General features: G+C 37.3%; 9 protein-coding genes. 1 reads left to right on the forward strand and 8 read right to left on the reverse strand.

All coding sequences use genetic code 11. The features are described from left to right. Window positions 1–188: 188 nt before the first annotated feature. The 8 genes from recD to CBG25_RS16920 form a co-directional block, all read right to left on the reverse strand. On the reverse strand, window positions 189–2,027 hold the full coding sequence (gene recD, locus CBG25_RS16885) for an exodeoxyribonuclease V subunit alpha (RefSeq protein ID WP_290608084.1): 1,839 nt from the start codon (window positions 2,025–2,027) through the stop codon (window positions 189–191). Next, complete coding sequence (gene recB / locus CBG25_RS16890; protein ID WP_290608071.1) at window positions 2,027–5,635, reverse strand: exodeoxyribonuclease V subunit beta; 3,609 nt, start codon at window positions 5,633–5,635, stop codon at window positions 2,027–2,029. Before recB ends, recD begins: the two co-directional genes overlap by 1 nt. Further along, window positions 5,632–8,526 (reverse strand): pitrilysin, encoded by a 2,895-nt coding sequence (ptrA, locus tag CBG25_RS16895; RefSeq protein ID WP_290608072.1) that lies wholly within the window; start codon window positions 8,524–8,526, stop codon window positions 5,632–5,634. The genes recB and ptrA overlap by 4 nt, the downstream gene beginning before the upstream one ends. Window positions 8,527–8,530: 4 nt before the next feature. Further along, a complete protein-coding gene (gene recC / locus CBG25_RS16900; protein WP_290608073.1) occupies window positions 8,531–11,923 on the reverse strand; it encodes an exodeoxyribonuclease V subunit gamma in 3,393 nt (1,130 codons plus the stop codon). 39 nt (window positions 11,924–11,962) lie between these two features. Beyond that, on the reverse strand, window positions 11,963–12,292 hold the full coding sequence (locus tag CBG25_RS16905) for a prepilin-type N-terminal cleavage/methylation domain-containing protein (protein ID WP_290608074.1): 330 nt from the start codon (window positions 12,290–12,292) through the stop codon (window positions 11,963–11,965). Then, the gene (locus CBG25_RS16910) at window positions 12,289–12,609 is read right to left on the reverse strand and encodes a DUF2509 family protein (protein ID WP_290608076.1); all 321 of its coding nucleotides are present in this window, start codon (window positions 12,607–12,609) and stop codon (window positions 12,289–12,291) included. Before CBG25_RS16910 ends, CBG25_RS16905 begins: the two co-directional genes overlap by 4 nt. Window positions 12,610–12,753: 144 nt before the next feature. Then, complete coding sequence (locus tag CBG25_RS16915; protein ID WP_290608078.1) at window positions 12,754–13,008, reverse strand: hypothetical protein; 255 nt, start codon at window positions 13,006–13,008, stop codon at window positions 12,754–12,756. Between the two features lie 317 nt (window positions 13,009–13,325). Then, a complete protein-coding gene (locus CBG25_RS16920; protein ID WP_290608080.1) occupies window positions 13,326–13,712 on the reverse strand; it encodes a hypothetical protein in 387 nt (128 codons plus the stop codon). A gap of 65 nt (window positions 13,713–13,777) precedes the next feature. Here CBG25_RS16920 and CBG25_RS16925 point away from each other — a divergent pair, with 65 nt between their 5' ends. Continuing rightward, complete coding sequence (locus CBG25_RS16925) at window positions 13,778–14,089, forward strand: hypothetical protein (RefSeq protein ID WP_290608082.1); 312 nt, start codon at window positions 13,778–13,780, stop codon at window positions 14,087–14,089. The last annotated feature ends 84 nt before the right edge of the window (window positions 14,090–14,173 follow it).

Raw genomic sequence — 14,173 nt, forward strand, 5'->3', positions numbered from 1 at the left:
AATGGGTCAAATGGCCCTAGCCAGGGCAATGTGCGATAGAATCAGTAGCGTGATAATCAAAAAAAATCTAATTATTTAGAATGAAAGCCAAGGGTTAATTGAAAATCTTGAGTTTTTCGAGGTGCCCTAATGATATTCACTATTGATAATATCAAACAAGATAACGAGTAAAATGGGTTCTACTTTCATTAAAGTAAGCGCTCAGTCAAACCACTGTGCCGTTCCGTTGAGGTCATTAACGCTTTAGCAAAAACATGACGTTCAGCATAAATTGTCAACTGAATTTTTGCTCTGGTAATTGCAGTATAAATAAGCTCTTTACTAATAATAGGAGTAAAAATTGGCGGTAAAACTAATGCGGCATGTTCAAATTCTGACCCTTGAGATTTATGTACTGTCATAACAAACGCAGTTTCATGCTGAGGTAAACGACTGGGTTGTATTTTTTTTATCACCCCATTAGGCAACTGAAAATAGGCTTTTAAATCTTGTTGACCATCCCGTAACATAACACCAATATCACCATTAAATAAGCCAAGAGGACGATCATTTTTGGTGATCATTATTGGGCGACCTTCATAATTTTTATTCCAGCTATAAGCAGGCCGTCGAATACTTCCTTGACGATGTAAAAGCTGTTCTAATTTATCATTTAACCCTGTAACCCCGTATGGTCCTTCCCTCAAAGCAGCTAATAAACGATAACGATTAAAAGTAGTCAGGATTTCTTCGGGATCTCGACCCGTTTTTATCATATCCAGATAGCAACGGTAACATTCAGCCGCATCAAAAAGTAATTTGCCATATTTCTCAGACGAATCAATTGAATGAAAAGCAATATCCGCATTTTGCTGCGCTAATAGTTGCTCAACCTGTTTAATATTACCTTTGTTAATTGTAGTAGCTAGTCGACCAATTCCTGATTGCGCATCAAAACGATAACTTTTTCGTAATAAACAAATCCTATCTTTAACCTCTGGCCCATCATTCGATATAAAATCAGATAAATTACAAGCTGTGATTTTAGTCAGTTGTGCCGCTCTTTCATAACTGTATCCCGATTCTGAAAAACGACAAAGATCGCCTAGGACAGAGCCCGCTTCAACAGAAGCTAATTGATCTTTATCACCTAACAAAATAACACGCGCATGATCTGGTAGTGCTTCAATTAATCTGGCCATCATAGGCAGATCAACCATCGATGCTTCATCAATAATTAAAACGTCTAGCAAAAGTGGATTGTCTTTGTGATAACGTAATAATTGGCTATTGGGTTGAGCGCCTAATAATCGATGCACAGTCTGCGCTTGTTCTGGCATAACCGCATACTCATCAGCAGATAAATTCAGTTTTAATAATGCATTATTTAATGATTCCGTTAATCGAGCAGCCGCTTTTCCTGTCGGCGCCGCTAGCTGAATGATTAACTTTTCATCACTTAATTGGACTAAAGTAGCTAATAAACGTGCCACTGTCGTGGTTTTTCCTGTACCCGGCCCACCAGAAATAACTGCGATCCGACTGGTTACTGCAACAGCAACAGCTATTTTTTGCCAATCATGCGTTTTCGAGGACGCAAAAAAACCAGTTAAAATAGTCGCTAATCGCTGCTCATCAATGGTTTCTAACAAATGGCGAGAAAAAAAATCAGCCACTAATCCTTCATCAGCCCACATCCGCTGAAAATAAAGTTTGTTATCTGATAATACTAATGGTTTTGCTGCTGATTGCGGTGCCTCACAAACTGCATTACATTGTTTAAGCTCAGTATAAATCCTGTTACTATCAGGTGCTCCTGCCATTTCCCAGAGCATAAAAGCCATTTCCGTCTGTCTACCTTCAAATAAATAAGCGGGTTCGAGCTTATCAATAAATAAACAAACATGACCTGCTCGAGTTTCAGCACTTAATATTGCAAATATTAATAACAATAATGGGTTTTCATCATCAGCTAACCGAATAGCAAGCTGTATGTCTAAACAACTAAACAAATTAAGGTCAGCAGCTCGCTTTAGTAAAGTTATCATCATTGCTCACCTCGATTAGTTGCATTAAATAACTCATCCAGGCTATTAATAAACGCATAAGGAGGAATAGTGTGATAAATACCATAACCAGGGTTTTTTGCATCAAATCCACGCAAAAAAAGGTAGATCACCCCACCAAAATGTTTTTGATAATCATAATTAGGTAAACGATTCCGTAAATAACGATGCATAGCTAATGTATAAAGCTGATACTGTAAATCATATCTATGATCAATCATGGCATTCTGTATGGCCTCCTGGCTATATGCCAGACCATTTTCCCCTAACCAATTTGATTTATAATCAAGCAGATAAAATTTGTCTTGCCAGCAAAAAATCAAATCAATATAACCTTTTAAAACGCCCGTTACTGGCTCAAAACTAAGCGGTGGGCAACGTTGAGATAAAACATCATATTGATGAGTTAGCCTATCTAATGTTGATGGCAATAACAATTTTTCTATCGGTAAATGAAATTGCATTTCATTTAATTGATTCTCAGGCGTGATCTTTGACAAGCTGAGGCCATCACTAAGTAAAAGTGTGTCAAAAATATTTATTAGCCACATTTTAAGCACCGGTGCCCAATCAGCGGAAAAACCGGCTTGCTCTAATTTTTCAGCTAACCAAGACTCTTGTGGATGTTGATTAAATGGTAGTAATTCCAACAGGGAATGCAAAAAAGTTCCTGCTGTGGCCCCCTTAGGAAAGGTATGAACACTCCACTCTGCTATTTCACCTTGAACCAATGAGCTGTCATCTTGCGCATCAACGTCCATTTTAGGTGCCAAATCTTGTATAGCAATCTCAATACTTATATCACTAGCAGTAAATTTATCAGAATACATATCATGATAGGTTAATCCTGAATAGCTCGTAACCCGCCAGGTATTTTGGATCTGTCCTGTAAAATTTCGAGCCAATAACTTCACGGGTGTATTTTCTTTCGGGTACCAAGGCGATAAGTTAATATCACTAACAGGTGTGATGCTAATATTTTCACTCGCTAATGCACCTAGAGCATCACGCAATAAAGTCGCATTACCTGGCTGTCCATTTTGCAATAAGTAACCTAATGCGCTTTGATGCAAATCCGTATTACCACTTTCCCCATTAGAATGACCTTTTATTAAAGGTGCAATACCAACACTACAATGATATTTTGAGCGCGTTAGTGCAACATATAACAGCCGCAAATCTTCGGCTAAACGTTCTTCATTAGCCAGCCTGACGCTCTCTTCTTGTTGGGTCAGATCAAGACAAGTTTGAAAATTATCACGATCATGGAACGTGGCCAATTTTTGCCGCGAGAATTGACAGGCAAAAGGTAACCAAACAATCGGGAATTCTAAACCTTTAGATTTATGGATCGTACTAATACTCACCAAGTGACTATCACTCTCTAGACGTATTTGCTGATTTTCTACTAACTGATCGGGGTGATCGATCTGCTGAGCTAACCAGCGAACTAGAGCATGCTCACTTTCAAGCTGTAATTCAGCTTCTTGCAACAATTCACTCAGATGCATCACATCCATCAAGCGCCTTTCACCATCTATATTATCCATCAGTAGGTTTTCAGCAATCCGATGGTTAACCATAATAGCTCGTAATGCAGGCAAAATACCATGTCGCTGCCAAATCAATAAATAATTGGCAAACTCTTCAACCCGTATCTCCCACTGCCTTTCATCTTGATTTAATTGCTCAATATCTTGTGCACTTAGCCCGATTAAACGAGTAGCTAATGCACAACGCAACGTACGCTCCTTTTCAGGTGAGAGCACGGCTTGTAATAACCATAATAGATCGCGCGCTTCATCAGTAGCAAAAACGCTTTCTTGATTAGAAAGAAAAACTGACGAAATATTAAATTTACTTAATGCTTCTCGTATCATTACTGCTTCGCGACGACTTCTGACTAACACCATAATATCCGCAGCTGTTACCGGCTGTTTTACATCATTTCGATACAGCCAGGTTGTTCCATTCTCGCCCCCTTTAAGCCAATCACAAATCTGACTAGCACACTGATAGGCCATCGTTTGTTGATAGTCCAAAGTTGAAACCGCTTCTTTATCTAAATAACAAAAATTTAAAGCTGATAATTTTGCTGTTTTATGAATAAATGCTAAATGCTGATTTGAAGAGGCTGAATCTACTGTGTTAAAAGGTATTTGCTCAAATAAAAACGGTTTTGTTGCCCGACTGAATAATTGATTAATAGCTGCTACCATACTTGGTGAAGAGCGCCAATTAGTATCAAGAGTATAGTGTGATTCAATCTGATCTTTGGCTTTAAGATAAGTAAAAATATCCGCCCCACGGAAAGCATAAATAGCTTGTTTAGGATCGCCAATAAATAACAAACCACAATGATTATGCCCCAGATAAATACGTTGAAAAATGCGATATTGTTGCGGATCAGTATCTTGAAACTCATCAACCATAACAACCGGGTAACGATTACGGATCGTGTTAGATAATCGCTTACCACCTTCTGCATGTAGTGCCTGATCTAAATGACTTAATAAATCATCAAATCCAATCTCTCCACGTCGTCTTTTTTCTTTAACAATTGTTTGACGAACGTCAATAATCGCTTTTGAAATAATGATATCGCGTAATGTAAGTGATTGTTGCATCAAATTATCAATAGCAAGAAAAACCTCATGTTCAGGTACTTGACCTGTCGGTGTTTTATCTATCAGTTCAGATTGGCAAAAACGAGCTAGTTCTTTAGGTGTTTTATAATCGACTGTTGCTGACTGAGCCCAACTAGTGACCGCGGCTATCCAACCAGGTAAATTACGGCGACTATAACTACGTTTATTAATAGCGGAATCAGTAATTAAATCAATGAAACTTACTGAATTTAAAAGCCACAACGCTTTTACTTTTTTTATCGTGTCAATTAGGGTCTGATGACGCTGTTTTATTGATTGGGCTTCAATCGATTGGTTAATAAAAGTCGGAATATCGCCCTGTAAATAAGGCTTTATTTCGGCTAAAAGTGCCTCTGGGTCACTCCATTCATCAACAATTACTTTTGATATAGAATAATTCAGTGGATAGCAGTTGCGGCGCCAAAAATCAGCACAAGCCTGTTTTTGTATGGTATGTTCATCTTTTATTATTGATTGCTCAAATAGCATACCTGACTCAAAAGCATTATGCACCAACATACGTTGACAGAATCCATGGATAGTATAAATTGCCGCTTCATCCATTTGACGTTCAGCAGCAAGTAACCATTGAGTAGCCAGTTCTTTATCTGCAATAGAAGATAGTAAGATTCGGAATATTGAATTTTCATCAAAACCAATACCATCTCTAATACAGGCCATTCTCATTTGATGAATATTGTAGCGAATACGTGATCGTAGCTCATCGGTTGCCGCTTCAGTAAAAGTGACAACTAAAATCTCTTCAACACTTAATGGGCAAGAAAATGCATTTTTTTGCCCAACACCTAATAACAATCGCAAATATAGTAAAGCTATCGTATAGGTTTTTCCTGTTCCTGCTGAAGCTTCTATCAATCGCTGGCCATAGAGAGGCAAACAATAAGGATCCAGTTGACAAGCCTGTATTCGCCGATTACTCACTTAGCATCTACCTCAATTGGCAAAATCTTTTGTAATTCAGATGCAGTCGGATAAGTTATCCAATCTTTCAATTGAGAATAGCCTTCTTTATTAACCTCTTTGGCAATAATTTGTGAAACAAAAGCTAAACCTGTTTGTTGCAAAATGGCATTGTTATAAAAAGTTAATAGATCTTGCTGTGTAACCGTTTTCAATGCTTTGATTAATTTTTTTCTGCTATCAAAAGCAAAATTATTCCTCGCAAAATCTGGTAAAAAACGATCTATCTCCTCATAAAAAGTTTGCGGAGGCTGTTCCATTTCCGTCAATAGTGCCTTTTTGTATTGCTCAAATTCTTTTTTTGGCATTGCATTTAATTTTTTAAAGGCTAATTGATAAAAGTTTTGATAGCGTGTATTCAAATACGCAGGAGTTTTATTATTACTTTGCAATAAAAAACCTAATCCCCATTGCTCACCAAGGCTAGTATTAAAGGCAAAAACAGCATAGCCTAATTGTTCTTGTGTCCTAAGTTGCTCAAAAAACCAAGGATGTAAAATATTGGCCAAAATATTTGATAAGACAAATCCACTATAACGATCATATCCTGTCGGAATAAATATTTCTGCTAGCGCATTATCTGTACTATTTGCCTGATGTTGGAAATTTACTTTATGCTGTTTATCAACAACAATAATATCCCCTCTCCACCAATTCTTACCTTTATTATTCAATAAATGGGCAATAGACTTAATAATATCAATGCCTTGCTTTTGTGTTAGATTGCCGAATACAATCGCTTGTAAAGCAGCATTGTCAATAGTCTCTTGACGGTAGTTTAGGATGTCATTTGCTGTGATCGTTTCCAGGGCCTTTAAGCGCTGTTGTTGCTCAAAATAAGGTACTTTTTCTAAAAGTTGTTTCGGCTGCATTGCCAACTCAAAGGCTTTAAGATTATTGCTAACTTCAAGCTGTTCCCTATACCATGATTTTGCTTGTGTAACTTCGTCAGCAGAAATTGTGAAGGTAAGAAATTCCTTAACCATTTTTGTCGTCAATTCCGCTAGATGTTGAGTATAACCACTGGTTTTCAATTGCAGGCCTAAATTTGAAGACACAACCAGTTCCATTCCGGCGACGGAAGCTTGGTAACTTAATTGAGACAATTTTAAAGAGGTCAGGTATTCTAATAACGCTGCACTAACTTGAGCTTTTGCCGTTTTACTGCTCTGTTCATTACGTAAATCTATCGCAATCCCACCTTTAGGTTCATCAGCAAAATATTGACTTGGCATATAGACTACCCGCACATTTCCTTGCTCATATACCAATTCTGGATGCTGATAATGACGGGAACTTTTAATTAAAGAAAAATCATTAGCAATATAAGGGTTCAATTCAGGTAACGAAAAATGCATTGCTTTTTTTAATTCAGACCATCGTTGATATTGTTGGCTGTTAATTTTATCAACTTGATAAGGAGCATTGAGAAAATAGGCTTCTTTATTATGTGGTTCATTCGGTGCGATAAACCAAATTCTGGCATTATAGGGAGTTAATTCTGCTAAACGGCTGCTTATTGCTTTTGGATCAAAACGATCAGCAATGTAATTAGCATCAAGCACATGTGCAATTGGGGTATTCAACATTTGATTAGATAGTTGCTGAATATAATTCATATCACGAACAATAGAATTATGTTGAAATGAAAGCTTCAGAACATTTGCGATCTCGTTAAAATAACCACTCTTAATACCTTGTTCTTTTAATAAATCAATATAGGAAAATATTGCCGCAATAATCTTATCTCTATTTCCCAATCCCTTATCCGTTAGTAAAACGTTTATTGAAAAAATGCCATTATTACGATCAACATCTGGTACAACGTCAACATTAATCTCTTCAGCAAGACCATTCTTTAGTAACCAATCAGCAAGGGTATTTTGACTTCGATTTCCTATCAAATAGCCAATATATTCATCTGACTTACTGCGAAATTCTGTTAAATTATTTGCAATACTAAATTCAAGTTGCAAAACTTTTTTAGGTTGTGCTGGCACATAATGAATTATTATTCCTTTTTCTTTATCGGTTATAGCGGGTACCGTTATTTCAGGAACAATAGCCTTTCGATTTGGAATACGACCAAAAGTTTCAGCTGCGATTTTGGCTAATCGACCCAATGAGTCATTGCCATACAAAATACCTTTCATTAAATTAGCTGAGTAATAGCGATAATAAAAATTCTTGAGCTCAGTCTGTAAATGGCTACCAGGCTTATCGCTTAAGGTTTCTAGATTTCCACCAGAAAAACGTGAATTAGGATGAGCCGGATTAAGTGTTTCAGAACGCACTTGCCATAATCGCATTTCATCGCGAGCACGTGCCATTGTTAATTCTGCATTGACTGCATTACGTTCTCGATCGGCATTTTTAGGATCAAGTAATGGCTCGGCTAATGCACTTGCCAAGCGATCTGTGGCTGCTTTTAAAGCACCATTTTCAACTTCTAAATAGTAAGCAGTAAGATTAGAAGCCGTACTAGCATTATGATTGCCACCATGTTTTTGCAAAAATTCTGATATTTCACCTGACTCAGGATAGCGTTTAGAGCCCATCAATACCATGTGTTCAAGGTAATGTGCCAAACCAAGTTGTTGATCAGGACTTTCCATTGTGCCAACTGGTAAGGTAACCGCAGCTAATGATTTACTGGCCTTCGGATCAGATATTAGCAATACAATCATATTATTAGAAAGTTTTATCGCCTGATACCCTCGAGTATCTTTTTCACTTTTGTTTATCCTATCAGGCAAAACTTGCCAATTCTGCTTAGCAAAGCTTACCGTACCAAATAGTAATAAGAGCACGACTATCATGTTTTTCATAACAACCCTTGTTACTTTAAGCATCTTATTACATCCTCTTTTTATTTTTTCTATAGATTGCCATTGGCAATAAATAAGTACGTGCCTTTTTTTGTATTGTTTCGAGCAAATTACTATCTATTTTACTGAAAGCACGACCAATATAGCTATCTTCCATTTCACCTGGCTGATTATAGGTACCTTGTAAGGAGTGGATAAGCTGCACTTTTGCTTTTTGCAAAACAGCCTCAGACTCAAAATCAAATTGTTCACTTTTTTTGTTATAGCATGACATTAACCAATTCCAGCCACTTTTATTAAAAAGTGGTAATGGCGAATTCATCCCCTCTTGATAACCATTAATAAGCTGTTGTAAATATACTTTCGCCTGATATTTGTCCACTGACTCAAAACACCATTCACTATTATCTCTTCCCCAATAGTAACTTTCACCAGATCTAACAGTTAAACAAAAAATTAAATGTTCTATCCATAGAGATAAACCATCATTAATCGTTAAATTTGCAGGGCGATAACGAATAATACCGTTTTGCTGAATATTTAGTAATTGTCCAGCCAAACGAATATTCTCAAAGGGTTCGACGAATAGTTTATTAAAGTATTCATGACAATTTATCTTTACTTTATCAGCTAATGGCTGCATATCTTGGATCTGTTTTTCCCAATAAATTTGACCAAAATGTTCTGCTGGTAATCCACCCGTTGCACGCAAAGTCGTTAACAGCTCCTCCAGTGACTCTTCATAAATCATCGCCCTAAGTAAGCGTTCATTATATTTATATCGTTGTAAATTATTTACAATAAAAGGCTCATCCTCCGGTAATTGTACTTCTTCATTAAAAAAATTAACTTTTAACCTTTGTTGAAAAAAAGCCCGGATCGGGTGTCGATAAAAAGAGAGTAACTGCTCTAATAATATTTCATTGTCATGTTCTATCATTGGCATTAACGGAGTACAGAATTCAGGCCGTGGATTACCTTGTTTTCTTGCTGCTGATAACCATTCACTGGCATAACTCTGATGAATGCTATTAGGCAAATAATTCTCTGTCGCAAAAGGTACTCGCGTATGTTTAATCACTAAATGTTCTTTTACTCTATCAGCACTAAGATCAATATTTAAATGTTCATCACCCTCTAAACAAAAACTTTGGCTAATATAATCAAGTAATTCATTTACTAGCACCGAGGGATTATGTGCTTGATTGTCACGTATAGCATGCCCAATATAGCTAACATAAAATAGTTGAGAAGCGGAATTTAAAGCTTCCAAAAATAGATAGCGATCATCATCCCGACGCTTTCTGTCACCGCGTTGTGGCTGCTCAGCCATTAAATCAAAACCCAGTGGCGGTATTGAGCGTGGATATATCCTGTCGTTCATACCTAATAAACACACAACCTTAAAAGGAATAGAACGCATAGGCATTAGAGTACAAAAATTAATTGCCCCTGCAAGAAAACGTTGACTGATCTTTTCATCATCAAAACAGGTCGCTAATTCATCACGAATAAGCGATAGAGGAACTATTTCTTCATATTTTGCCACTATTCCAGTCTCAATCGTTTTTTGCCATTGCTGGAGCATAAATATGAATATCGCTTCAATTTGTTCATCAGTCTCAAAAAAAGCATCTAACAGGGATTGACATAATGGCAACCATTCTGACAATTTCCTTTCCTGATTAAGTTTACTTCTCCAACTAGCCAACGAATCAATAAATGCAGCAAGCTGCCCGGCTAACTGCGCGGATAGCCCTGTACATTCATCATAAGGTAAAATTTTATTCCAAGTCCCTACATGACTATCCATTGCATAACCAAGCAACATTCTATTTAAACCAAAATCCCACGTATTTTGCCCTGTTGCTGGTAATTCCAGCATTGCAATATTTTCATCATCAAGCCCCCAACGGATACCTGATTCGTTAATCCATCGTCTCAATAAAAGTAATTCATCATCGTAAATAGAAAATCGACGAGCCAGTGCAGGCACTTCCAATAAAGCTAATACTTGTTCTGTGGTAAAACGACTTTGGGGTAAATCAAGTAACGAAATAAAAGCTTGCAAAATAGGATGTACCTGCCTGGCTTTTCTATCTGAAATAGAAAAAGGTAACCGACGTTCAGGGGACACATGACTAAACACCGCTTGGATATAAGGTGCGTAACTATCAATATCTGCCACCATTACAATTATATCTTTGGGTGTTAGATTTGGATCGTCTTCAAAGAGGCGCAATAAATAATCTTGCAATACTTCAATTTCACGTTGTGGGCTATGGCATGAATGAAATGTCAATGATTTATCTTGTTTGCTTAATTGTCTTTTTGAAAGACTATTAATATAACTCGCTTCGGTTAAACCAAGTTGCGCATGATCTTCTAAATCTAAAATATCTCGCTGCACTTGATGCAACAAACAATCACGTGGTAAATCTACAAAGGCAGCAACTTCATTAGATAGCTCCAATTGAGACAGAAAATAGAGGTTGTCACGGCCTAATTTACCCCAAGAAGCTAATAGCGGATTAGTTAGAAATTGTTCACCTTGTTGATTAAATAACGTATCAGGCGAACTTTCTCCCTTGAAACGCGCAATTTCATGGTTATTTCGATAATTTTTTAACTTGCGTCGTTCAAGTTTCGCCAAAGAAGCATAGCTCTGAATATCTCCCCAATAATAACGACATGGATTAGTAAACATTAAATGAATATCAATATGCTGGCCAAGGGCATTTAATGCCTGCAAATAAACCGGAGGTAATGCAGCGATACCACAGATAAATACACGTTTCGGCAACCTAATATGTGAAGGCAGATTAGCATGCAAACTTTGTATAAATTGTTGATAGAGATTTGCCCGATGCCATTTAGATTGATTAAGCTTTTCCGTATACTCCGTCAACGCTAACCAAAGACGTTTTTGCCATTGCTGATTATCACTTAAGCCCTCAATTAGTTGTTTTTTACGCCAGCTTTCTAACCATTGGGGACGGTAAACTAAATATTGGTCAAACAGATCAGCAATCCGAGCTGATAACTGATACAACTTACGTTTACCCATATCCTCATTAAGATATTGTCTAAGAGGCTTGAATTCAGGTTCTTGTAGCAAGGAAGGTAAAATTGTCATTAATTTCCAAGTCATTGCCTTTTTGGTAAAAGCACTCTCTGATGGGATATCAGATAAAACCCGAGTAAACATGTCCCAAATAAAAGTTGCCGGTAGCGGAAAAGAAATGTTAGCGGCAATTCCCAAGCTTTGCGCAAGCTCTATTTGTAGCCATTGCGACATACCTGGACTTTGAACCAAAATAATTTCTTGCTCAAACGGCTGGGTCAAGGGATTATTTTTGATCAAACTAGAAATAAGCTCTTTGTGAATATCTAATTGATTAGAATGATAGATTTGTAGCATAAGCTCTTCCTGACGAACAGTACCACCTTGATGCAGCAGTTAATTGGTTATAAGGCATCTTAATGTAACTAACATCTGCTTACAATTATCTGTAATGTTCACATAACGATATGATAAATCAATATTTTTAGGCATATCATTTGTTATATCGGCACTAATAGAGTCAATGCCTAGCATCGCTTCTCCACTTTCAAAAAAAGTATGCATCATGCGAAATTGCTGTGTTTTTTGCCATGCGAGAGAAAATCCAGCCATTAGATTATGAACATATTTTATTAATGCGATAGCTGAAATAGCAAATAAAGCTATAGCTACCATAACTTCGGTTATTGCCATTCCAGATTGCCTGTTAGGCTTAGAATTTTTCATTGACAAAATTCCGCTCTTTTAACTGGACAAAAATCCAACCATCCCTGTTTTAGAGGAACAAAACCAGATTTGGCATTTTTATCTTTCTTAAGCCATTGATAAAGTGTAAATATAGCTTTACCCTCAAAATAAGCATGGCCGGCTAATAGATAATAATCATTTTTATAGTAACGCAAACAACTTTTAAAATTAGCGCCTAACGGTTGCTGACAAGACCATGTGGCATTTTTTTCCTTAGTCATAACCCAAGGTTGATATTTTCCCCAAGCCAATGCAGACTCAGCTTGCTCAAAAAAAAAGCGAATAACTTCGTTCACTTTCCAACATCTGCAATATATTATTCTGATGATGATGCAACGCTTTTAACATTAATAAACTCATAGAAATAAGCATTATTATTGCCATTAATAAAACGCTCCCTTGCTGTTCAAACTTGTGAGGAAAAAACCAATTTATCTGTTTCATATCGATTGATTTCTTAAATAAATTTTTAGTTGGTATTCCCTTAATAGATCTGGATATGCTCGCGGAGATAGACTTAAAAATACAGCTAAAAAACGTTTTTCATCCATGATCACCTCTTTTAAAGCAAATTGTGAAACTATTATCTGTTTGGGATCAAATAGGTTTATCCATCCTTGCCCTTCACAATCTACTCCGCTACGGTGTATTTCCAGCTTACCTCGATGAATACGATAGGTACACGAGTTTCGCACAGGCATATAAAATTCTAAAAATGGCTTAAAAGCAATGATTCATCTGCAAGTTACTAAAAAACATAAATTTTCTTAAATTACAATAAGTTGTATTTGATTTGTAAGGTTTTGACTATTTATATATCATGCTGAATTAAACTTAAAAATAGAGCGTTTTTTTATTGGTGCGAAACTCGTGACCTGTAAAAAAACCGACCCAGGAGTATTAGACAGAAAGCCAAATGATGACTCACCGGATTTGTACGATTGTGATCTCACCATTGGGACTAATGGCCTAACACAAAATCCTTAGATCTATTGCACCGTATCATTCTGTGTTAATGACACGGTGCCGTTGAGAAACTTTGATGACCACGCTCAGGGTAACAGCGCTGCTGATTAATCCGGCTCTCGATAACCCATTTCCCATCACGCAAAGCAAGCCTGAAAATTGACCTTTCCGCCTGAACAGCATCATCGAGCAAACCAGATTGTTCAATGGTCACCGTCGCAGTGGTTGAACTTTCGCCACCAGACAGCACCTGCTGGATCTGCATATTTGACACCTCCTGCTGAAAATCCTTACCCATCACATCAAGTGCAATCCGGTAAGGGGCTAATGGTGCGTGAGAAGACGCTTTGGGCGATTCATCACAGGCTATCAGGAAAAACGGGAACAGAAGATACGGCACTTTATTAAACAGGGAAAGAGTTAAAAAACGCATAAATTTCACACATCCAGTCAACAATCGAAGTTCATCATTTAACCTACTAAAACAGGACAGAGATTATGAAAAAAAACACGCTTATGGCAATAGGATTATTACTCGCTGCCAATCACGCCGTCCTTGCGGATGAAAACGTTGACTCAGGCGATCCCTGTACCGTTGTGCTATGCATGTACGGAAAATTGCAGGGTAATAATCAAAGCGAATGCAGCGGCGCAGTGCGTCAATTTTTCTCACTCAGCAAATTTGGTAGACACGGTTTTGACCCGTGGAAAACATTTATGAAACGGAAAGATTTTTTGGGCGGCTGCCCAACAGCAGACCCCGCTGTTGTTAGCGACATCATGAAACAATTTGGCAAAATGAGAGGGTAAAAAAGGACGAAAAAAATTCTTACACCTCCCTGAAAAATTTAAAATCCCTGTTTGACTATGAGGTCATGACAGAGCGGAAAAATA

The sequence above is a fragment of the Arsenophonus sp. ENCA genome (assembly GCF_002287155.1).
In the GTDB taxonomy this organism is placed as follows: Bacteria; Pseudomonadota; Gammaproteobacteria; order Enterobacterales; family Enterobacteriaceae; genus Arsenophonus; species Arsenophonus nilaparvatae.